This window comes from Pseudomonas putida (assembly GCF_002025705.1).
Lineage (GTDB): Bacteria > Pseudomonadota > Gammaproteobacteria > Pseudomonadales > Pseudomonadaceae > Aquipseudomonas > Aquipseudomonas putida_J.
Window position 1 is genome coordinate 1,703,096 of sequence record NZ_CP018846.1, and the last position, 17,896, is coordinate 1,720,991.

Sequence of the window (17,896 nt, forward strand, 5' to 3'; positions counted from 1 at the left end):
TGTCGCCCTGATGGCCTGGGCGACAGGCCAGGGAGACACCTGTTACATCCCGAGGGGCGCTACCGGCGCCGCATTACAAATTGATACAACGCCGCCTGCTCTGGCAGATGCCTTGTGAAACAGTGGCTTAGGCCCTGACCAAGGCTGGTGTGAGCGCCGTTTCGCCCAGCCAGCCAAGGGTGGCACCCCTATTGCTATGTCACTGTCACCATCGCCTTATCCCACTCGATCAATAAGAACAAATAGGTCAGGAGAGCTTCATGAGCGATTTCACCCGCCGTTCCTTCATCAAGACGGCCTCCATGGCATCGGCCGCGGTCGCCGCCGCCGGCCTGGGCCTGTACAGCAGCAACACGCGCGCTGCCGATTTCAAACTCAAGTTCGCCAACAACCTGCCCATCAGCCACCCGATGAACGTGCGCGCCCGGGCCATGGCCAAGGCGATCAAGGAAGAAACCAACGGCGCGCTGACCGTGCAGGTGTTCCCCAGCAGCCAGCTGGGCAGCGACACCGACACCCTTGCCCAGGTGCGCTCCGGTGCGGTGGACCTGTTCTCGTTGTCGCCGGTGATCCTCGGCACCATGGTGCCGTCGGTGCAGATCAGCGCCGTGGGCTTTGCCTTCAAGGACTACCAGCAGGTGTGGAGTGCCATGGACGGCGCGCTCGGCGAGCATGTGCGCGGCGAAATCGCCAAGACCGGCACGCTGTTCGCCTTCGACCGCATGTGGGACAACGGCTTTCGCGTCACCACCACCAGCACCCGGCCGGTGGCCAGCCCCGACGACCTGCGCGGCATGAAGCTGCGGGTACCGCCGAGCCCGATCATCATGTCGATCTTCCGCGCCCTGGAAGCGGCGCCAACGAGCATCAACTTCGCCGAAGTGTATTCGGCGCTGCAGACGCGCATCGTCGAAGGCCAGGAGAACCCCATGACCCTGGTGTCCTCGGCCAAGCTGTACGAGGTGCAGAAATACTGCTCGCTGACCAACCATGTGTGGGACGGCTTCTGGATGCTCGGCAACAGCGCCTCGTTCGCCCGGCTGCCGGCGGACATGCAGGCGATTCTGCGCAAGCATATCGACGCGGCGGTGATGGGCCAGCGCGAAGACCTTGCCAAGCTCGAAGGCAGCACCCGCGATACATTGAAGGGGCAGGGCCTGGAGCTGGTGGAAGCGCCGGCCGATGCCTTCCGCGACAAGCTGCGCAGCGCCAACTACTACGCCGACTGGCACGACAAGTTCGGCGAGCAGGCCTGGGCCATCCTCGAGCAGTATTCCGGGAAGCTGGCATGATGCGCGCCCCAGCGCTACCGGCCTCCACCGTTTCGCAGCGCCTGCCGGCCCGGGTGCTGATCTGCCTCAACAGCTGGGCCATGCGCCTGGTAGGCGTGATTGCGGTCGCCTTGATGGTGATCGAGACCTTCGTGCTGCTGGCGGGGGTAATTGCCCGCTACGTGTTGCACAGCCCGCTGATCTGGTCCGACGAGCTGGCTTCGTCGCTGTTCATCTGGCTGGCGATGTTCGGCGCGGTGCTGGCGCTGGACCGAGGCGAGCACATGCGCATGTCGGCGCTGGTGAACAAGCTGCCCGACGCCTGGCGTGGTTTCAGCGAGACGCTGTCGGCACTGATCGTCTGCCTGTTCGTGGCCATGATCATCTCGCCGGCCATGCAGCACTCCCACGAGCAGATGTGGATCACCACCCCGGCGCTAGGCATCCCCGATGGCGTGCGCGCGGCGGCCTTGCCGGTGGGCGCGGTGCTGATGCTGCTGGCGGCGGTGGCGCGCATGGCGCGCTACTCCACGGTGCGCCAGTTCATGGCCGGGCTGGCCGTGGTCGGCACGGTGGCGGCGGCATTGTGGCTGGCGCAGCCGCTGCTGGCGGCCATGGGCAACTACAACCTGGTGGTGTTCTTCCTGGTGCTCCTGGGCGCCTGTGTGTTCGGCGGCATCCCCATCGCCTTCGCCTTCGGCACCGCGACCATGGCCTACCTGGCGCTGGCGACCCATGCGCCGCTGTCGATCGTGGTCGGGCGCATGGATGAAGGCATGTCGCACATGGTACTGCTGGCCGTGCCGTTGTTCGTGTTGCTGGGCGTGGTGCTGCAGCTGTCGGGCATGGCGCGCACGCTGATCGACTTCATGGCCTCGCTGCTCGGCCATGTGCGCGGCGGCCTGCAATACGTGCTGCTGGGGGCGATGTTCTTGGTGTCGGGGATCTCCGGCTCCAAGGTCGCCGACATGGCCGCCGTGGCCCCGGCGCTGTTCCCGGAAATGAAACGCCGTGGTTCCAAGCCTGAAGAGCTGGCGGCGCTGCTGTCGGCCACCGGGGCGATGACAGAGACCATTCCGCCGAGCCTGGTGCTGATCACCATCGGCGCGGTGTGCAGCGTCTCGATCACCGCGCTGTTCATCGGCGGGCTGATGCCGGCGGTGGTGGCGACCCTGGCCATTGCGGTGGTGTGCTGGTGGCGCTCGCGCAAGGATGAACGCCCGGCCATCGAGCGTGCACCGCTGTCGCGGGTGGCCAAGACCTTCCTGGTCGCCTTGCCGGCGCTGGCGCTGCCGCTGCTGATTCGCGTGGCGGTGCTGGAAGGGGCGGCCACTGCCACCGAGGTATCGACCATCGGCGTGGCCTACGTGGTGCTGGTGGGCCTGGTGATGCACCTGTTCATGCGCCATATCGAATGGCGCCGGCTGTACCCGATGCTGCTGGAAGCGGCGGCGCTGTCGGGGGCGATCCTGCTGATCATCGGCATGGCTTCGTCGATGGCCTGGGCGCTGACCCAATCGGGTTTCTCGCAGTCGCTGGTGGAGCTGATCGAGGACATTCCCGGCGGCGTCATCGGCTTCATGGTGGTGACCATCCTCACCTTCCTGATCCTCGGCAGTGTGCTTGAGGGCATCCCCGCCATCGTGCTGTTCGGCCCGTTGATGTTCCCTTTGGCCGAGCTGCTCGGCATTCATCCGGTGCACTACGCCATGGTGGTGATCCTGGCCATGGGCGTGGGGCTGTTCGCACCGCCGCTGGGGGTGGGCTTCTATGCCGCCTGCGCGATCAGCAAGACCTCTTCCGACCACGTTATCCGCCGCGTCTGGGGTTACCTCGGCGCGCTGCTGGTGGCGCTGGCGATCGTTGCCTGTTTCCCGTGGATTTCCATCGGTTTCCTCTGAGAGAGCCCTGACATGAGCCAAGCTGCGAAAACGACTTTGCCTGTATCCGCCCACGGACGCGTGGCCCTGGTGACCGGTGCCGCCATGGGCATCGGCGCGGCCATTGCCGAACGCCTGGGGCATGACGGCCACACAGTGGTGGTGGCCGACATCAACCTCAAGGCCGCCGAGGAGATGGTCGCCGGCCTGCAAGCCCAAGGTATCGATGCCCTGGCACTGGCCATCGACATTGGTGATGCGGCGTCGATCAGCGCGCTGTTCGACACCCTGCGCGAGCGCTGCGGGCGTTGCGATGTGCTGGTCAACAACGCCGGCATCGCCCGCACCCAAGCGTTCCTAGACACCGAACTGGAGGGCTGGCAGCGGCTGATGAACGTCAACCTCACCGGCACCTTGCTGTGCAGCCAGCAGGCGGCGCAGCTGATGCGCGAGCAGGGCTGGGGGCGGATCATCAACGTCGCCTCGATCAGCGGCATGCGCGCCAGCATGGGGCGCACTGCTTATGGCACGTCGAAGGCGGCGGTGATCGGCCTGACCCGGCAGATGGCCATCGAGCTGGCCGAGCATGGCATTACCGTCAACGGTATCGCCCCAGGGCCTGTGGACACGCCACTGACGCGCACCTTGCACTCGGCGGCGACCCGCGAGTCGTACGCCCGGGCGGTGCCGTTGCGGCGTTACGGCACGCCGGCGGAGATGGCCGGGGCGGTCGCGTTTCTGGCGTCGGAGGATGCGTCGTACATCAGCGGGCATGTGATCCCGGTGGACGGCGGGTTCATGGCGTCCGGGATTCTGGAGATCTGATTCGCTGGTTTCGCGCAGATCCAAAGGCTGGCGCGGTCCTTGTGGGAGCGGGCTTGCCCGCGAAGCAGGCGACGCCGTGGATGGCACGGGCTCCGCCCGTGTTCGCGGGCAAGCCCGCTCCCACAGGGACCGCGTCAGTTTTTGGAAATTGGGCAAGACAGTGCCGCCCAGAGTATGGGGGTCAGTCTTCAGTCTGGCGCCGCGCCTCGTCTTCCCGCGTCGCCTGCTCGCCGGCTTGCAGCGCGGTTTCGACGAAGGTGGCGATGCACGGGTTGTGGTTGTCGGCCTTCCACACCGCCACCACCTCGATCACCGGGGCTTCGCGCAAGGGCCGGAAACTGGTGCTGGCCAGGCGCATGTTGCGCATCGAACGCGGCACGATGGCCACCCCCAGGCCTTCGCCGACCAGGTTGACGATGGTCTGCTGCATGTTGATCTCCAGGCCGATGTTTGGTGTTACCCCGTGCTGCAGGCAGTAGCTGCAGATCATGTCGTGCAGGGCAGGGGCGATGCGCCGGGGCACGATGATGAAAGTCTCGTCGGCCAGTTCGCGCGGCTCCACCAGCGCCTGCCCGGCCAGGCGGTGGCCGGGGGGCAGCACCAGGGTCATTTCCTCGCGGTACAGCGTGACCGTCTCAAGGCCCGTGCAATCCTGCGGGCGGTACATGATCGCCACATCCTTGTTGCCGCTGCTGATGTCCTGGGCCAGGTCCAGCGGCAAGGTTTCAGTGAGCTTGAGGTCCACCTGCGGATACAGCGCAGCATAGCGCCGGGTAATGGCCGGGGTGATGCTGTAGGCCGTGGACATCATGAACCCCACCGACAATTCGCCCGCCGCCCCCCGCGCCGCAGCCAGGGCATTGCGCTTGGCCTGTTCAAAGGCGGCGAACACCGTGCCGGTGTCGAGGTAGAAGCGCTGGCCGGCCTCGGTCAGTTCCACCCGCCGGCGCGAACGGTCGAACAGCTTGACCCCCAACTCTTCCTCCAGCAACGCGATCTGCCGTGACAGCGGCGGTTGGGAGATGTGCAGGCGCTCGGCGGCACGGCCGAAGTGCAGGGTTTCGGCCAGGGTGCGGAAGTAATGAAGGTGGCGCAGTTCGATCATGATGCTCTCAAAGGTATCAGTCGATGCTTGATTATGTATTGGAAAATATAACTGCGCCTCCCTAATGTGAACCTGCAACACCCCTTCGGCCCCGGCGGCGCCACAAGCGCCGCCCGCCGGCATAGTCACAAGCTATAGAACAAGAAAAAGGTGACGCTAATGACCGCTTTGACCGACCCTGTTCGCCCTTGCCTGCCCGCTGTTCCCGAATGCGATATCGCCCATGACAGCGACCCGCTGGTGCGCCAGGCCTTCCGCCGTGCGCTGCGCCTGATGGAGCGTGGCATCGCCGTGTTGATCCGCGGCGAGACCGGCACTGGCAAGGAGATCCTCGCCCGCGCCCTGCATGCCCACAGCCAGCGCCGCGCCGCCCAGCTGGTGGCGCTGAACTGCGCGTCCATCCCCGAGACGCTGATCGAAAGCGAGCTGTTCGGCTACAGCCGTGGCGCCTTCTCCGGTGCACTGCCGGGGGGCAAGAAGGGCAAGGTGCAGCAGGCCGACGGCGGCACGCTGTTTCTCGATGAAATCGGCGACATGCCGTTCGAGCAGCAGACCCGTCTGCTGCGGGTAATTGCCGAACGCGAAGTGACCCCGCTGGGCGCCGAGCGCAGCGTGCCGGTGAACTTCGCGCTGGTTTGCGCCACGCACCAGGACCTGGCGGCGCGGGTGGCCGATGGCAGCTTCCGTGAAGACTTGTTCTATCGCATCGCCACCGGCGTGGTGGAGCTGCCGCCGCTGCGCGAGCGCAACGACCGCGGCGAGCTGCTGTGCAACATGGTCGCCTACGAGCTGCCAGGCTGCGACCCACGCCAGGTGCTGAGCGAAGTCTGGGCGCTGCTGCTGGCGCACCCGTGGCCCGGGAATCTGCGCCAGATGCGCGCGGTAGTACGCTACGCCTGCGCGGTGATGGAAGGCGCGCGCATCCAGCGCTGCGACCTGCCGCTGGACTTCCTCGGCCAGTGCCAGGCGCCGCGCCCGCTGCCGGCCAACATCACCCCGATCCGCCGCCCGGCGCAGCAGGGCGATGAGCGCGCCGACGTGCTCGACACCCTGCAGTCATGCCGCTGGAACATGTCTGCCGCCGCCCGCGAGCTGGGTATCTGCCGGCCCTCGCTGTACCGGGTGATGCGCCGGCTGGACATCCCGCCGCTCAAGGAGCAGCTGGCACTGGGTGCCTGCGGTAGCGCCTGAGCCCGTTCTTGTTTGCACATACGACCAACGCCCTTTGCCATGCAGAGGGCGCGCCTGGCTACGGCCTTTTGAAGGGATAACCACCATGAGCAACACTGCCGTGCACGCTGCATTGAACTTCACCCTGGCCGGGCGCACCGCGTTGGTCACCGGCGCCGCCCGAGGTATCGGCCACGCGATTGCCGCGGCGCTGGGGTATGGCGGGGCGCGGGTCGCCCTGTGCGACCTGGACCCGGACGCGGCCGAACTGGCTGCTGCACGCTTGCGCGAGCAGGGCGTCGAGGCGATTGGCGTGGGGGTGGATGTGGCCGACGAGGCGCAGGTGCAGGCGATGGTCGAGCAGGTGGAGGCGCAGCTGGGTGGCGTCGACATCCTGGTCAACAACGCCGGGATCGTCTCCACTGCACCGCTGCTGGAACTGACCACGGCGGAGTGGAACCGGGTGATGGCCATCGACCTCAACAGCGTGTTCTTCTGCGCCAAGGCCGTGCTGCCGGGCATGATGGCGCGGCGTGGCGGGCGCATCATCAATATCGCCTCGGTGGCCGGCAAGCGTGGCGGCGGGTTGTTGGGCAACAGTTGCTACGCGGCGGCCAAGGGCGCGGTGATCGCCCTGACCAAGGGCCTGGCGCGCGAGGCGGGGCCTTACGACATCACGGTCAATGCCGTGTCGCCCGCATTGACCGATACCGAGATGACCAGCGTGCTGGCGCCGCAGGCCAGGGCTCAGGTGCTGGCACAGATGCCGCTGGGGCGGGCCGGAACACCGCGGGACATTGCGGCGGCGGTGTGCTTCCTGGCGTCGGCTGAGGCGGGGTTCGTGACCGGGGAAATCATGGATGTGGATGGTGGCTTCATGCGTGACTGATAGAGCGTCGGGGCTGCAGCGCAGCCCCGGCCATCTCAAGCCTGCCAGATCCCTTTGCCCGCCAGCCGCTCCCGGTCATGGGGCTGGTTGAAGTCCTGCAGCGGGCCCTTGGGCACGATGCCGTTCGGGTTGATGGTCTTGTGGCTCATGTAATAGTGCTTCTGGATGTGTTCCATGTTCACGGTGCTGGCCACACCCGGCCACTGGTACAGCTCACGCAGCCAGTTGGACAGGTTGTGGTAGTCGCTCAGGCGGCGCAGGTTGCACTTGAAGTGGCCGTGGTACACCGCATCGAAACGCACCAGGGTGGTGAACAGGCGCACATCGGCCTCGGTCAGGTACTCGCCGGCCAGGTAGCGATTGCGGCCCAGCAGGTCTTCCAGGTGGTCCAGTTCGTTGAACACCTCATCGAAGGCGGCCTCGTAGGCATCCTGTGTGGTGGCGAAGCCTGCGCGGTACACGCCGTTGTTCACAGCCGGGTAGATACGTTCGTTCAACGCTTCGATGGCCGGGCGCAGCGGCTTGGGATACAGGTCCAGCGTATTGCCGGTCAGCTCGTTGAACGCGCTGTTGAAGATGCGGATGATCTCTGACGACTCGTTGTTGACGATGCGCTTCTCTTGCTTGTCCCACAGCACGGGCACGGTCACGCGACCGGTGTAGTGCGGGTCGTCCTGGGTATAGCGCTGATGCAGGTACTGCAGGGCGTCGAGGTGGTCGCCGCTGGAGCCTTGCTGCTGGTCGAAGGTCCAGCCATGGTCCTGCATCAGCCAGCTGACCACCGACACATCGATCAGTGGCTCAAGGCCTTTGAGCGCGCGCAAGATCAGGGTGCGATGGGCCCATGGGCAGGCCAGCGAAACGTACAGGTGATAGCGACCGGCTTCGGGGGCGGGCAGTTGGTTGCGACGCTGGGCGTTTTCGCGTTTGAAGGTGCCGTCCTTGCCGTTTTCATACCACTGGTCGTGCCAGCGACCGTCGATCAAAAGGCCCATGATGAGCTCCTCGGAAACAAAATTGTTTGTCGTTGGAGCCCAGTCTAGGGGAAATCGTTCGAACAACTAGCGCAAAGAATGCCCCCTAAATATCTAGTTATTCGATTGGTTTCGTGCGGCCCAATAGCCACGTGCGGTGGTGAAAGCCTGTTCGCGATCCTGCCCCAGAGCACGCAGCGCCAGGGCCATGGTCGCCACCACGGCCATTTCGCCGTAGCTGTCTTCTGCCTCGCCGCGCCAAACTGCCAGCAGCTGCTCGGGCTGCAGGCTCGGGGGTTTCACGTGGCGGCGTTCGCTGAGCGCCGGCCACTCCTCATCCCAGGCTTCGCCTGCACGGGTGCCGTAGAGGTGGCTGATGACATCGGGATTGACCTCGATCTCGCCGCCATCGCCCTTGATCACCACGGCATGGTCGCCGAGCAGGCGGCTGGCTTCACGGTGCACGGCCTGGTAGCCGGGGTGGAAGATGCTCTGCAGGCCGCAACGCGCACTCAGCGGATTGAGTACCCGCGCCAGGGAATGGATGGGCGAGCGCAGGCCCAGGGTGTTGCGCAGGTCGATCATCCGCTGCAGTTGCGGCGCCCAGTCGTGCAGCGGGGCAAACGCCAGGCGCTGCTGGTCGAGGGCCTGGCTGACCGCAGCCCAGTCGCGGCACAGCGGGATTTCCAACAGAGCCAGCAGTTGCTCGGTATACATGCGCCCGGCGGTGTGCGCGCCACCGCCGTGCATGAGGATACGCACGCCATTGGCAGCCAGGCACTTGGCACTGAGCAGGTACCAGGGCAGGTGGCGCTTCTTGCCGGCGTAGGTCGGCCAGTCGATGTCCACAGCGATGCGCGGTGCCTGCAGGTGCGCGCGCAGGGCTTCGGTGAAGCCGGCGAGCTCTTCGGCGCTTTCTTCCTTGTGCCGCAACAGCATCAGGAAGGCACCCAGCTGGGTATCTTCGACCTTGCCTTCGAGCAGCAGGGTCATGGCGGCGCGGGCTTCCTCACGGGTCAGGCCGCGGGCGCCGCGTTTGCCTTTGCCAAGGATGCGCACGAATTCGGCGAACGGGTGTTCAGCCGGGGTTTCCAGGGTCAGCGGGCGGGCGTCGGTCATATGCAATTGGTCGGCTTGGGCAGGCCCGCCAGCTTGGCGGCGAGTTTGGCGGGGGTGCCGTTGAACAGGCGGTTGAGGTGCGGGCTGTTGCCCTTTTCCGTGCCCAGCTTGAGCGCGGTGTACTTGATCAGCGGGCGGGTGGCCGGCGACAGCTGGTACTCATCGTAGAACTGGCGCAGCAGTTCGAGGATTTCCCAGTGGTCGGCGGTCAGGGCGATGCTTTCGCGCTCGGCCAGGGCCTCGGCGACGGGGTGCGACCAGTCTTGCAGGTCGACCAGGAAGCCGTCCTTGTCCAGGGCGATGGCGCGCTCGCCAACGTTCAGCGTACTCATAGCCAGCTGTTGACCTTGTCGTAGTGCAGTGACAGCTCGACGAAGGCCTGGTAGTCCACGGCCTTGGCCAGCGTGCTGCTGATGGCACGGGCCTGCAGGTCTTCGTCGAGGGCGAACAGGCGTTGTGCCAGGTTGGCAGCCTGCAGCTGGCGCTGGGCGTCGCTGCCGTCGCGCAGGGCATAGACCGCATCGCCGCACAGCAGCACGCCGTCTTCAGCGCCCAGCAGGCGCAGGCAGCTGTCCATGCGCTCGTCGCCGAACGGGGAGTGGGATAACACGTGAAGGGTTGGCATCAGAGCGTCACCACTTGGTCGAAACGGGCAATCAGGGCTTGCAGGGCTGTATCGTCCAGCACCTCCACCGGCAGCTCCAGGCTATCGGCGGCCAGGCCACGGCGCGCCAGGCTGTGCTGGCAGGCGAACAGCTCCTCGACGCCGAACATCGGCAGCGCCTGCAGGTTGGCGGCGAGATTCTTCTGCTGCACGGCGGCCGGTTGCTGGCCGGGTGCCAGTTGGAATACGCCGTCATCAAGGAACAGCATGGCCAGCGGCAAGTCGAACGCGCCACCGGCCAAGGCGATATCCAGCGCTTCGCGGGCGGACGGGCCGTTCCATGGTGCCTGGCGGCTGATGATCAACATCGATTTGGCCATTTCAGTCGCCTCCGAAGCAGACCAGGCGGTCGGCAGTTTGCGCGGCTTCATGCAGCTGGCCGAGGCCAGACAGCTCCCACGGCTTGGGCAGGTTTACCGCCGGGCGCTGGTAGCGGCTGGCTTCGGCTTCATCGAGCACGCCACGGCGCAGCGCGGCGGCGATGCACACCACCGCGTCGAGCCGGTTGATGTCGATGAATGCACGCCACTGGGCGGCGATGTCCTGTTCATCCTGGGGGGCGACCACGTTGGCCGAGGCGCTGTGCACCCCGTCCTGATAGAAGAACAGCCGGGCAATCTCATGCCCGCCAGCCAGCACCGCCTCGGCGAAGCGCAAGGCGCGGCGCGAGGAGGGCGCATGGGCCGGGGAAAAAACCGCGATAGCGAATTTCATGGATAACTCGTGCAAAGGAATGCCGCCATGATAAAGCAAAAAAGCCCGACCCCGCTTGTACCTGGCGGGGCGGGCTTTCTATATATCTGAAAAGGCTGGCGCGATCCCTGTGGGAGCTGGCTTACCGACGATGGGCCGCATGGTGGCCCCGTGGCCCTAACAGACGAGCACAGGAATCAAGCCTGTTCCTTGCTCTCCGGCAGGAACCAGTTCAACACCAGGGCGCAGATACCACCGGTAGCCACACCCGATTCCAGCACATTGCGGATTGCCGCCGGCATGTGCGCGAGGAACTCCGGCACCTGTGCCACACCCAGGCCCAACGCCAGCGACACGGCGATGATCAGCAGGGCACGGCGGTCGAGGCGGGTACTGGCCAGAATGTTGATGCCCGACGCGGCAACCGCACCGAACATGACCATGGCCGCGCCACCCAGCACCGGCTCAGGCACTGCCTGAATCACACCGGCCACGCTCGGGAACAGGCCCAGCAGCACCAGCATCACGGCAATCCAGATGCCGATGTGGCGGCTGGCAATACCGGTCAGCTGAATCACGCCGTTGTTCTGGGCGAAGATCGAGCTGGGGAAAGTGTTGAACAGGCCAGCCAGCAGCGAGTTGGCACCGTTGACCAGCACGCCGCCCTTGATGCGCGACATCCACAGCGGGCCTTCGACCGGCTGGCGCGAGACCTTGCTGGTGGCGGTGACGTCACCAATGGCTTCCAGCGAAGTCACCAGGTAGATCACCAGCATCGGGATGAACAGCGCCCACGAGAAGCCCAGACCGAAGTGCAGCGGCGTTGGTACCTGGAACAGTGCGGCCTCGTGCATGCCGGTGAAGTCCAGGCGGCCGAGGTAGCCAGCCAGGGCATAGCCGACCGCCAGGGCGATGACGATCGCGCAGCTGCGCATCCACACTACCGGGATGCGGTTGAGGATCACGATCACCGCCAGCACAGCGCCCGATAGCAGCAGGTTTTCGCCGTTGGCAAAGGTGCCATTGGCCATGGCGCCGAAGCCGCCACCCATGCTGATCAGGCCGACCTTGATCAGGGTCAGGCCGATCATCAGCACGACGATACCGGTCACCAGCGGGGTGATCAGGCGTTTGACGAAGGGCAAGATGCGCGACACGCCCATTTCGACAAAGGAACCGGCAATCACCACGCCGAAGATCGCCGCCATCACGCTTTCGACCGGCGTGCCTTGCTTGACCATCAGTGCACCGCCGGCAATCAGCGGCCCGACGAAGTTGAAGCTGGTGCCCTGGACGATCAGCAGCCCGGCACCGAACGGGCCGAAGCGCTTGCACTGGACGAAGGTGGCAATACCGGAGATCACCAGCGACATGGAGACGATGAGGTTGGTATCGCGAGCCGAAACGCCCAGCGCCTGGCAGATGAGCAGGCCTGGGGTGACGATCGGCACGATGATCGCCAACAGGTGCTGCAGCGCCGCCAGCAGGCCGATCAACAGACGTGGCTTGTCCTCAAGGCCAAGTACCAGTTCGTTGGCAGGCGCCGCCGCGCCTGGGCTGTGTTCGTGTGAGCTCATCGGTGAAGCTGCCCCGGAAGAAAAAAGGAGCGCATTCTACGGGCAGAAGTGCGATTGCGGTAGGGGAATGCACGATGGCGGCATGATCGGCGACCATTTGCATGGTTTTCTGACTTTTAGGTCAGTGTTTGTGAGGTCGGCGGGGTGGGTTTGGGTTTTTTGGTGGGGCGTAAATCGAGCGCCGCGCGGGCGGCGCTCGATCTCACAGGCGCCAAACCTCTCAAGGCCAGCACCTCGCACCCCACCACATTTCCATCACGCAAAGAAAAGCCCGCCGAAGCGGGCTTTCTCAAGCAGCAATCAATCAGTCATCACGACCCATGATGCCAAACAGCTGCAGCAAGCTGATGAACAGGTTGTAGATCGACACATACAGGCTGATGGTCGCCATGATGTAGTTACGCTCACCCCCATGAATGATCGCGCTGGTCTGGAACAGAATGCAGACCGAAGAGAACAGCACGAAGCCAGCGCTAATTGCCAGTTGCAGGCCGCTGATCTGGAAGAAGAAGCTGGCAACCACCGCGCCCAGCAGAACAAAGAAGCCAGCGGTGATGAAGCCGCTGAGGAAGCTCATGTCCTTGCGGGTGATCAGCACATAGGCCGACAGACCACCGAACACCAGCGCGGTCATGGCAAATGCCGAGCTGACCACCTCGGCGCCACCGGCCATGCCCAGGTAGCGGTTGAGGATCGGGCCGAGAATGAAGCCCATGAAGCCGGTGAGGGCAAAGGTGGACACCAGGCCCCAGACCGAATCACGCAGTTTGGCGGTGAGGAAGAACAGACCGTAGAAGCCGATCAGCACGACGAACACGTTCGGGTAACCGACACGCATCTGCTGGGCGACGAAGGCCATGACACCGCTGAAGGCGAGGGTGAGTGCCAGCAGGCTGTACGTGTTGCGCAGGACCTTGCTGACCTCCTGCTGCTCGGCCTGCTGGCCGTGGTGTACGGCATAATCCTGTTCGCGCATGGCGACACTCCTTATGGATCCGTGGTTTGAGACGTTCAGATGCAAGCAGTCTAACAGAGCCTCCGCAACCCGCGACACAGAGAGTTTGACAGCGTGTTTCATTACGGTATTATGGCGGCCGCAAAACGAGCTGGAAGCGTGGCCGAGTGGTTTAAGGCAACGGTCTTGAAAACCGTCGATGGGCAACTATCCTAGAGTTCGAATCTCTACGCTTCCGCCATACAAGTGCTTGATTTCATTGATGTTTACCTTAGGCGACCTCTCAAAAGGGAACGTTTTGGGAACATTTTGGGAATCGAAGGCAAAAAAAGGGGCCATCACGGCCCCTTTTTTTATGCGTTTCAGCTCAACTTGAGCGCCTGGTTCAACAATCCCACCACGTCCGGGCCGTCCTGGCTGATCCACTTCGCATAGTGCCTGAAGATCATGGCCGTCGAGGTGTGCCCCATCTGATCCGCAATCCACTCTGGCGTGGCCAGTCCGCTGCTCAGCATCTGGCTGGCGAAGGTGTGCCTGCAGGTGTTCGGACCGCGCTGGCGAACGCCGGCCTTCTCCAGGTGGCCGATCCACCAACCATGCCGCAACACGTCCGAGGATCGATACGGTTCACCCGTGGCAGTGTTGTGGAAGACAAACCGAACCCGCTGCTCACGAATCGTCCGGTTGTCCCGCTCTACCACCTGGATCACTTCCGCCGGAAGTTGCCTCGTGAATCGCTCTTGCGCCTGCAGCGCACAAAGGGCAGGTGCGAGCAGCTTCACCTTGCGCGTTGACCGGCGTGTCTTGGTCACTTTGTATTGCCCGGCGACTCGCGCGCGGCGGATCTCCACGGTGCCGGCGGCCAGGTCGACGTCCTCCCAGGCCAAGGCAATAGCCTCGCTTACCCGTGGGCCGGACCAGATCATGTACTGCGACAGGTTGATCTCCTGCTGCCGCTCGGTTGGGTGCGTGAGAATCGCGTTGATCTCCTCCCGGGTGAATGGATCGGGATCATCAGCATCCGGCAGTGAGATGGTGATGCCGTCGGTGGGATCAAACGCCGAACGGTTCCGAGTGCGGTACAGCCGGAAGATCTGCCGCAGGTGGCTGACGATCTCCCGCACGGTCTTGTTGTGCAGCTCGGGCATCAGTACGGACTGAACCCAGTGCTGAATGTCCAGGTGATCGATCCGGTCAGCCTGCATCGCCCCCCAGCGCGGCCGGATGTGCTTTTCGGTACGACTGCGGTACATGGCGAACCCGCTGGCCGCCATCTGGTTACGTTTGATCTCAAGCCAGAGATCGATGTAGTGGCCCAGCGAATTGGTCTTGATCCGGGGGGAGTTGGGAAAATGGCGGGCGTAGTCGAACGTCCCGGCCTCGATCTCGTAGTTGATGATCCCGACCAAGCGCTCGGCGTTGGCCAGGTTGGCGGCTGATGCGCTGCCGGGGATTGTCTCCCTGCACAGTTCGCCTTGGTAACGGAAATACACGCGGATGTGGTTGCCGCGTACTTCGACTCCATCTGCCATTGAATTTCACTCTAAAACAGAGAAACGGCCCAGAGTATGGGCCGTTTCAAGAGGATGGCCCGTTTTCATGGCCTAGAAGATTGCGCGTCAGTTCTTGGCGTCGGCCCTGGAAAGCTGCGCTACTGCGTTGCGCACTGCGCGGTGGTCGCTGGGGGTACGGCTGGTGTGCACAGTTGGCCGGCCTGGCTTGGTCAGCCGTAGGTGGCCGCCTCTGGTGATACTGATGCTCCAGCCATGATTTTTCGCGTAACCGATGACCACTTCCAGTCGTTTGCCGAATCGGCCAAGAGGCGCGGTCGCGCTCACGAGGACGCTTCTTGGTTGGCCGTCCCGGGGTGGGTGAATCGCGCCCCGGGACGGCCCGCACTGGCCTGTTGGACCAGGAGGTCGGGTGCCAGGCCGAGCTTAATGACTAGTGCCTTCACCGCGGCCTCAGCACTGATCGTGCTGCTGGCCGTCGGCTTAAGTCGCTCGGCCTTGGCGATATAGCTGCCGGCGCTCAAGCGAGCATGGATAGCGACCGCGCCAACGGTGCCTGTGGTAGCCTTGGCGCCGCCAGCTTCGGGGGGTTGTGATTGCATGTTGCTTCTCCTTAGGGTTGGTTCGGCCCCGGGGAGTTGCCGCTCCCAGGGGCCTTCCTTCACTTCGTCACACGCCGGCCGCAATGGCCTGCATGTCCTTCTCGATTTCCCTCAGCACCTCATCCCGATCACTTGCATAGGCGAATGGCTGCGCCGAACCCGGCCGAGTGATGGGAAAACGGGATTGAGGCAATCGGCACTCGGCCACGGTGTAGCCGCTGTCGTTCACCCAGCACCGCGGGATGACCCTGCCATCCGCACCACGCTTGGCCTTCCACTTCATCCCCAGTACTCGCGCACCTGGTTGAAGATCATCTGCCCGCGCGGCAAATACTCATGCACCTCCAGTTCCGGCGAGTTGTCCAGGCGCAGCACGGCCATACAGTCATCGAACAGCCCAGCGTCCAGGCTGCGCAGGTCGGTCAGTTGGAAGGGATAGGCCTGGGCGTTGTACAGGCCAAGCAGGAAGCGGCCAATCACCCGGCTCTGGCCGGACTCGCGCAGCGCAACGGGAACCAGGCGAGCCAAAGCCTTGGTGCCGGCCTCACGGATCGCTGGCCGCTCGTCCTGGTAGCGCACCAGGGCATCGAACAGTTCGTCTCGATCTGCTGCTGTGATGTTTTGCATGTTGCTTCTCCTTGGGGTTATACCCGGCGTTGCCGCGCCGGGCTGAATCAGCTGGCCTTGAAGGTCCAGCACTTGACAGTGGTGGGTCGCAGGTTCACGGCCGTGGTGCGGTTGTTGAATGCCGCACGCACGGCGCTGTCGACGGCGTGGTTGTTGCTGACGAAGGGGCGCGATTTGCTATTGCGCAGTAGGTTGCGCAGCGTGGTAGCGTCGGCCACTTTCTGCTTGTGCTCGGCGGCGCGCTCGCAGAACTCGTTGAGGTGGATGGCGATCAGTTCGGCGTTCTTGCTGTGGTCCACCACCGGCTCATCGCTGAGCGACTCCAGGTAGTCAAACACCTCCCAAAACTCAGCCACTTCCTTTGGGTCGGCGTTCACCGCGTGCTGGCGGCCGATGGCCATGGCGTGAAGCTCGCGCTGGGTGACTTCGTGCTGGCTGTCGCTCATGGGCACCACGACTCGCAGCGCATCGACCAGGGCCATCATCTGGGCGTGGTTCTTGATGATCCGCTCAATACGGATCTCGCGTTGTTCGCGCAGGGCTTGTTCGTGCACCTTCGCCTGGGTGCGGAAGGTCTCCATGGGCACCACCAGTACCCGCGCGGCGACTTTCCCGGCGCGAATCGCGCCTTCTTCTTGCCGAAACGGTGCGGCTGATCGATCAGGCGCTCCCAGAATCCGCCGTGTTCCAGAGTGAAACGTACGGTGGCGCTGCCAATGCCAAGAAGGCGGTCCCAGTAATTGTCTTGCGTGTATGAACCCTTCAACAGCTCCAGGTCGAAACCGCGCGCATCCTTCAGGTATGAGTCAGCAGGCGCATGCGGCGTCTCTACAGAGGTTGGATAGCGCTTGCTGTAGTCGTCGAACAGGTCGTCGTACAGCTCTTTCACATGCCACTGCTTGCCGCATTTGCTTTCCCGCCCGCACTTGATGAACCAGGGTTCGTCCTGGCGGGAGTACAGCTCCCTTTTGCCACAGCTCGGGCACGTGCCCTTGCGCAGGTACTTTGTGCCGCTGATTGGCTTCAGCCCGTAGTCATCCTGCAGGCGCCGCAGGACATCGGCGCGCAGTCTTTCTTCCATCGGCTTGCGGTTCACTGCACACGCTCCCCATGGCCCGTCAGCTGCTTCTGCAGCTCGCGGCGCGTGCGGCTGATGCCAAGCAGGTGCGGGATGTCCCGCACCACATGGGGGGCGCGCATGCCAGCGGGCACGTTGCGGTAGCGGTCCGAGTACCAGACCTCCGCCATAGTGGTGTCGAACTGGGCGTTGAGCCACAGCAGGTACTGCCTGGCCAGCTGCTCGTCGAACATCAGTGAATGGTGATTTTGCTCATTTCTGCCACCAATTGAGTGCAGTTGCCGAGCAGCCAGATAGCGGTTATGCGCCGCCAGGATGGCCTTGGCTTCTTCCTGCTAGATCACGCCATCTTCCAGGGCCTTGTGGATGATCTGATCGACGATGCCGCGCTTGGCCGCGGTGTTCACCGCACGGCTGTACAAGTCGACGTTGTCCAGTGTGTCTGGGTGGGCCAGCGGTACAAACATGCCGCCGTACAGGTGGGCGATGAACTCCGGCAGTAGGGTCGTACCGGCATCCGTCTCCAACAGGTGGATCTGGTCATAGGTAAGGGGCCGGCTGCCGGCGTTTTCGTAGACGTGGTTATCGAACCGCTTCAACTCGTAGCCGAGCCGTGCCGCCGCGCTTTCGCGACCGCCAGGGAAGGCGCAGATCACTGCGCTGACCACCTGGCGAAGGGTTTCTAGAACTGGACGCTTCATGTTCTGGTTTCTTCCTTGAGCTAGGCGGCCTAGCTTGTGGCTTCGGTGTTCTTGATACCGAGAAGCACGGCGGCGCGGTGTGCTTCGCCGCGTGAACATTTCTTCTGGCCGTTCAACACGGCGTAGACGGTGGAGGGATGAAGGCCGTTCTGGATGGCGAAATCCTTGGCAGTGACTCCTTGCATCTCCAGGCGTTGTCTAGCGGCCTGGCACGCTTGCTCGGGTGCGTAGGTGGCGTGCATAGTTCAAATTCGT

Annotated in this window: 21 protein-coding genes, 1 tRNA gene and 2 pseudogenes; 6 read left to right on the forward strand and 18 right to left on the reverse strand. The window is 63.9% G+C overall.

Features of this window, described 5'->3' with window-relative positions; genetic code table 11:
* Positions 1-260 precede the first annotated feature (260 nt).
* The 3 genes from BUQ73_RS07745 to BUQ73_RS07755 are packed head-to-tail and all read left to right on the forward strand — an operon-like array spanning position 261 to position 3,976.
* Positions 261-1,292, forward strand: a complete 1,032-nt coding sequence (locus tag BUQ73_RS07745) for a TRAP transporter substrate-binding protein (protein ID WP_079227307.1) — start codon at positions 261-263, stop codon at positions 1,290-1,292.
* A complete protein-coding gene (locus BUQ73_RS07750; protein ID WP_079227308.1) occupies positions 1,289-3,172 on the forward strand; it encodes a TRAP transporter large permease subunit in 1,884 nt (627 codons plus the stop codon). Before BUQ73_RS07745 ends, BUQ73_RS07750 begins: the two co-directional genes overlap by 4 nt.
* A 12-nt stretch (positions 3,173-3,184) precedes the next feature.
* Positions 3,185-3,976 carry an SDR family NAD(P)-dependent oxidoreductase gene (locus BUQ73_RS07755; RefSeq protein WP_079227309.1) on the forward strand — a complete coding sequence of 264 codons (792 nt, stop codon included), beginning with the start codon at positions 3,185-3,187 and terminating at the stop codon, positions 3,974-3,976.
* A gap of 181 nt (positions 3,977-4,157) precedes the next feature.
* Here BUQ73_RS07755 and BUQ73_RS07760 read toward each other — a convergent pair whose 3' ends face one another.
* Complete coding sequence (locus BUQ73_RS07760) at positions 4,158-5,081, reverse strand: LysR family transcriptional regulator (RefSeq protein WP_079227310.1); 924 nt, start codon at positions 5,079-5,081, stop codon at positions 4,158-4,160.
* 159 nt (positions 5,082-5,240) lie between these two features.
* On the opposite strand from BUQ73_RS07760, the gene BUQ73_RS07765 reads away from it, so the two are divergent.
* Positions 5,241-6,272: a sigma-54-dependent Fis family transcriptional regulator gene (locus BUQ73_RS07765; protein WP_079227311.1), complete on the forward strand. Its 1,032-nt coding sequence runs from the start codon at positions 5,241-5,243 to the stop codon at positions 6,270-6,272.
* An 85-nt stretch (positions 6,273-6,357) separates the two neighbouring features.
* Positions 6,358-7,140: an SDR family NAD(P)-dependent oxidoreductase gene (locus BUQ73_RS07770; RefSeq protein WP_079227312.1), complete on the forward strand. Its 783-nt coding sequence runs from the start codon at positions 6,358-6,360 to the stop codon at positions 7,138-7,140.
* A 35-nt stretch (positions 7,141-7,175) separates the two neighbouring features.
* On the opposite strand, the gene BUQ73_RS07775 is transcribed toward BUQ73_RS07770, so the two are convergent.
* The 8 genes from BUQ73_RS07775 to BUQ73_RS07810 form a co-directional block, all read right to left on the reverse strand.
* Complete coding sequence (locus BUQ73_RS07775; protein WP_079227313.1) at positions 7,176-8,135, reverse strand: glutathione S-transferase family protein; 960 nt, start codon at positions 8,133-8,135, stop codon at positions 7,176-7,178.
* Between the two features lie 93 nt (positions 8,136-8,228).
* On the reverse strand, positions 8,229-9,233 hold the full coding sequence (locus tag BUQ73_RS07780) for a glycosyl transferase family protein (RefSeq protein WP_079227314.1): 1,005 nt from the start codon (positions 9,231-9,233) through the stop codon (positions 8,229-8,231).
* The gene (locus BUQ73_RS07785; protein ID WP_027919749.1) at positions 9,230-9,565 is read right to left on the reverse strand and encodes a TusE/DsrC/DsvC family sulfur relay protein; all 336 of its coding nucleotides are present in this window, start codon (positions 9,563-9,565) and stop codon (positions 9,230-9,232) included. The genes BUQ73_RS07780 and BUQ73_RS07785 overlap by 4 nt, the downstream gene beginning before the upstream one ends.
* Positions 9,562-9,858, reverse strand: a complete 297-nt coding sequence (gene tusB / locus BUQ73_RS07790) for a sulfurtransferase complex subunit TusB (protein WP_079227315.1) — start codon at positions 9,856-9,858, stop codon at positions 9,562-9,564. The genes BUQ73_RS07785 and tusB overlap by 4 nt, the downstream gene beginning before the upstream one ends.
* Entirely contained in the window at positions 9,858-10,217 is a 360-nt protein-coding gene (tusC, locus tag BUQ73_RS07795) for a sulfurtransferase complex subunit TusC (RefSeq protein ID WP_079227316.1), read from the reverse strand. The genes tusB and tusC overlap by 1 nt, the downstream gene beginning before the upstream one ends.
* A 1-nt stretch (position 10,218) precedes the next feature.
* The gene (tusD, locus tag BUQ73_RS07800; protein WP_079227317.1) at positions 10,219-10,611 is read right to left on the reverse strand and encodes a sulfurtransferase complex subunit TusD; all 393 of its coding nucleotides are present in this window, start codon (positions 10,609-10,611) and stop codon (positions 10,219-10,221) included.
* A gap of 176 nt (positions 10,612-10,787) precedes the next feature.
* Positions 10,788-12,167, reverse strand: a complete 1,380-nt coding sequence (locus BUQ73_RS07805) for a nucleobase:cation symporter-2 family protein (protein ID WP_079227318.1) — start codon at positions 12,165-12,167, stop codon at positions 10,788-10,790.
* 304 nt (positions 12,168-12,471) lie between these two features.
* Complete coding sequence (locus BUQ73_RS07810; protein WP_027919754.1) at positions 12,472-13,143, reverse strand: Bax inhibitor-1/YccA family protein; 672 nt, start codon at positions 13,141-13,143, stop codon at positions 12,472-12,474.
* Positions 13,144-13,275: 132 nt separating this feature from the next.
* On the opposite strand from BUQ73_RS07810, the gene BUQ73_RS07815 reads away from it, so the two are divergent.
* Positions 13,276-13,363 (forward strand) — tRNA-Ser (locus BUQ73_RS07815).
* A 121-nt stretch (positions 13,364-13,484) separates the two neighbouring features.
* On the opposite strand, the gene BUQ73_RS07820 is transcribed toward BUQ73_RS07815, so the two are convergent.
* The 9 genes and pseudogenes from BUQ73_RS07820 to BUQ73_RS07860 all read right to left on the reverse strand — a co-directional run bounded on the left by BUQ73_RS07820 (position 13,485) and on the right by BUQ73_RS07860 (position 17,883).
* Entirely contained in the window at positions 13,485-14,654 is a 1,170-nt protein-coding gene (locus tag BUQ73_RS07820; protein ID WP_079227319.1) for an Arm DNA-binding domain-containing protein, read from the reverse strand.
* 302 nt (positions 14,655-14,956) lie between these two features.
* Positions 14,957-15,235 (reverse strand): hypothetical protein, encoded by a 279-nt coding sequence (locus tag BUQ73_RS07830; RefSeq protein WP_079227321.1) that lies wholly within the window; start codon positions 15,233-15,235, stop codon positions 14,957-14,959.
* A 67-nt stretch (positions 15,236-15,302) separates the two neighbouring features.
* Entirely contained in the window at positions 15,303-15,518 is a 216-nt protein-coding gene (locus tag BUQ73_RS07835; RefSeq protein ID WP_079227322.1) for a hypothetical protein, read from the reverse strand.
* Positions 15,515-15,862, reverse strand: coding sequence for a hypothetical protein (locus BUQ73_RS07840; RefSeq protein ID WP_079227323.1), 348 nt, complete (start codon positions 15,860-15,862; stop codon positions 15,515-15,517). Before BUQ73_RS07840 ends, BUQ73_RS07835 begins: the two co-directional genes overlap by 4 nt.
* 47 nt (positions 15,863-15,909) lie before the next feature.
* The gene (locus tag BUQ73_RS28580) at positions 15,910-16,443 is read right to left on the reverse strand and encodes a hypothetical protein (protein WP_237772748.1); all 534 of its coding nucleotides are present in this window, start codon (positions 16,441-16,443) and stop codon (positions 15,910-15,912) included.
* A pseudogene (locus tag BUQ73_RS28585) lies at positions 16,443-16,943 on the reverse strand (bifunctional DNA primase/helicase); the annotation flags it as partial. The gene BUQ73_RS28580 and the pseudogene BUQ73_RS28585, both read right to left, overlap by 1 nt.
* An 11-nt stretch (positions 16,944-16,954) precedes the next feature.
* Positions 16,955-17,173, reverse strand: a complete 219-nt coding sequence (locus BUQ73_RS07850; protein ID WP_237772749.1) for a hypothetical protein — start codon at positions 17,171-17,173, stop codon at positions 16,955-16,957.
* Between the two features lie 105 nt (positions 17,174-17,278).
* Positions 17,279-17,641 (reverse strand): annotated as a pseudogene (locus tag BUQ73_RS07855) (YmfL family putative regulatory protein); the annotation flags it as partial.
* A 29-nt stretch (positions 17,642-17,670) separates the two neighbouring features.
* Positions 17,671-17,883: a DNA-binding protein gene (locus tag BUQ73_RS07860; RefSeq protein WP_079227324.1), complete on the reverse strand. Its 213-nt coding sequence runs from the start codon at positions 17,881-17,883 to the stop codon at positions 17,671-17,673.
* Between the last annotated feature and the right edge of the window lie 13 nt (positions 17,884-17,896).

Coding starts and splice junctions, on each gene's coding strand:
- BUQ73_RS07745 (WP_079227307.1), top strand. CDS start 261: ATGAGCGATTTCACCCGCCGTTCCTTCATCAAGACGGCCTCCATGGCA.
- tusB (WP_079227315.1), bottom strand. CDS start 9,858: ATGCCAACCCTTCACGTGTTATCCCACTCCCCGTTCGGCGACGAGCGC.
- BUQ73_RS07755 (WP_079227309.1), top strand. CDS start 3,185: ATGAGCCAAGCTGCGAAAACGACTTTGCCTGTATCCGCCCACGGACGC.
- BUQ73_RS07820 (WP_079227319.1), bottom strand. CDS start 14,654: ATGGCAGATGGAGTCGAAGTACGCGGCAACCACATCCGCGTGTATTTC.
- BUQ73_RS07805 (WP_079227318.1), bottom strand. CDS start 12,167: ATGAGCTCACACGAACACAGCCCAGGCGCGGCGGCGCCTGCCAACGAA.
- BUQ73_RS07830 (WP_079227321.1), bottom strand. CDS start 15,235: ATGCAATCACAACCCCCCGAAGCTGGCGGCGCCAAGGCTACCACAGGC.
- BUQ73_RS07810 (WP_027919754.1), bottom strand. CDS start 13,143: ATGCGCGAACAGGATTATGCCGTACACCACGGCCAGCAGGCCGAGCAG.
- BUQ73_RS07750 (WP_079227308.1), top strand. CDS start 1,289: ATGATGCGCGCCCCAGCGCTACCGGCCTCCACCGTTTCGCAGCGCCTG.
- BUQ73_RS07760 (WP_079227310.1), bottom strand. CDS start 5,081: ATGATCGAACTGCGCCACCTTCATTACTTCCGCACCCTGGCCGAAACC.
- tusC (WP_079227316.1), bottom strand. CDS start 10,217: ATGGCCAAATCGATGTTGATCATCAGCCGCCAGGCACCATGGAACGGC.
- BUQ73_RS07850 (WP_237772749.1), bottom strand. CDS start 17,173: ATGTTCGACGAGCAGCTGGCCAGGCAGTACCTGCTGTGGCTCAACGCC.
- BUQ73_RS07785 (WP_027919749.1), bottom strand. CDS start 9,565: ATGAGTACGCTGAACGTTGGCGAGCGCGCCATCGCCCTGGACAAGGAC.
- BUQ73_RS28580 (WP_237772748.1), bottom strand. CDS start 16,443: ATGGAGACCTTCCGCACCCAGGCGAAGGTGCACGAACAAGCCCTGCGC.
- BUQ73_RS07765 (WP_079227311.1), top strand. CDS start 5,241: ATGACCGCTTTGACCGACCCTGTTCGCCCTTGCCTGCCCGCTGTTCCC.
- tusD (WP_079227317.1), bottom strand. CDS start 10,611: ATGAAATTCGCTATCGCGGTTTTTTCCCCGGCCCATGCGCCCTCCTCG.
- BUQ73_RS07840 (WP_079227323.1), bottom strand. CDS start 15,862: ATGCAAAACATCACAGCAGCAGATCGAGACGAACTGTTCGATGCCCTG.
- BUQ73_RS07860 (WP_079227324.1), bottom strand. CDS start 17,883: ATGCACGCCACCTACGCACCCGAGCAAGCGTGCCAGGCCGCTAGACAA.
- BUQ73_RS07780 (WP_079227314.1), bottom strand. CDS start 9,233: ATGACCGACGCCCGCCCGCTGACCCTGGAAACCCCGGCTGAACACCCG.
- BUQ73_RS07835 (WP_079227322.1), bottom strand. CDS start 15,518: ATGAAGTGGAAGGCCAAGCGTGGTGCGGATGGCAGGGTCATCCCGCGG.
- BUQ73_RS07770 (WP_079227312.1), top strand. CDS start 6,358: ATGAGCAACACTGCCGTGCACGCTGCATTGAACTTCACCCTGGCCGGG.
- BUQ73_RS07775 (WP_079227313.1), bottom strand. CDS start 8,135: ATGGGCCTTTTGATCGACGGTCGCTGGCACGACCAGTGGTATGAAAAC.